Origin of the sequence: Curtobacterium luteum, from assembly GCF_001475545.1 — a bacterium.
GTDB classification, from domain to species: domain Bacteria; phylum Actinomycetota; class Actinomycetes; order Actinomycetales; family Microbacteriaceae; genus Curtobacterium; species Curtobacterium luteum_A.
In genome coordinates this window covers 1-757 of record NZ_LDQC01000176.1, presented here as the reverse complement: position 1 = coordinate 757, position 757 = coordinate 1, and the positions used below count along the sequence as shown (strand labels likewise).

Below are 757 nucleotides of genomic sequence, written 5' to 3'. Positions count from 1 at the left end.
CATGCGGCCAACGCTAGCCGTGGCGTCCGCCGAACTCGCCGCCGTGCCTGGTAGACACGGTGCATGGCCTCGCTGCGCACCCCCGACCCCGACTCCGGCTGGCTGTCCGACGAGGAGCTCGCGAACATCCGCCGTCGTCTGCCGATCTGCTACGTCGAGGCGATCCCGGTCCGTACGGACGGCCTCGGTGTCGTCACGGAGGTCGGGGTGCTGCTCCGCGTCGCTCCGAGCGGTTCGATCGCGCGCACGCTCGTCTCCGGCCGCGTGATGTACGGCGAGTCGATCCGCACGGCGCTGTTCCGGCACCTCGAGAAGGACCTCGGGCCGATGGCGTTCCCGCAACTGCCCTCGAGCCCGACGCCGTTCACGGTCGCCGAGTACTTCCCGCTGCCCGGTGCCTCCGTGTACACCGACGAGCGGCAGCACGCGATCTCCCTCGCGTACGTCGTCCCGGTGACGGGGACGTGCGAGCCGCGCCAGGACGCCCTCGAGCTCACGTGGATGAGCCCGATCGAGGCGGCATCCGACGCCGTCGCCGACGAGATGGAGGGCGGCCGCGGGGCGCTGCTCCGCGCCGGCCTCGCGTCGGTCGGCGCCCTGCACTAGCGGCGCCACTCGGCCGCCCGCCAGCGCTCGGCCAGGGCGGTTCGGCTCGCCTGCGCACGACCAAGGTCGCTTCGCACCGCGCGAAACCGTGGTGCGAAGCGACTTTGGTCGTGCGGACCTCGGACCGCGGCCGCGACGCACCCCCGCGCGA

General features: G+C 73.1%; 1 protein-coding gene. It reads left to right on the top strand.

Annotated features, from left to right (window positions below; translation table 11 throughout):
* Positions 1-63 precede the first annotated feature (63 nt).
* Positions 64-606, top strand: coding sequence for an NUDIX hydrolase family protein (locus tag NS184_RS17000; protein WP_058727239.1), 543 nt, complete (start codon positions 64-66; stop codon positions 604-606).
* The last annotated feature ends 151 nt before the right edge of the window (positions 607-757 follow it).

Excerpts from the sequence above, each read along its gene's own strand:
- NS184_RS17000 (WP_058727239.1), top strand. The coding sequence starts at position 64 with ATGGCCTCGCTGCGCACCCCCGACCCCGACTCCGGCTGGCTGTCCGAC.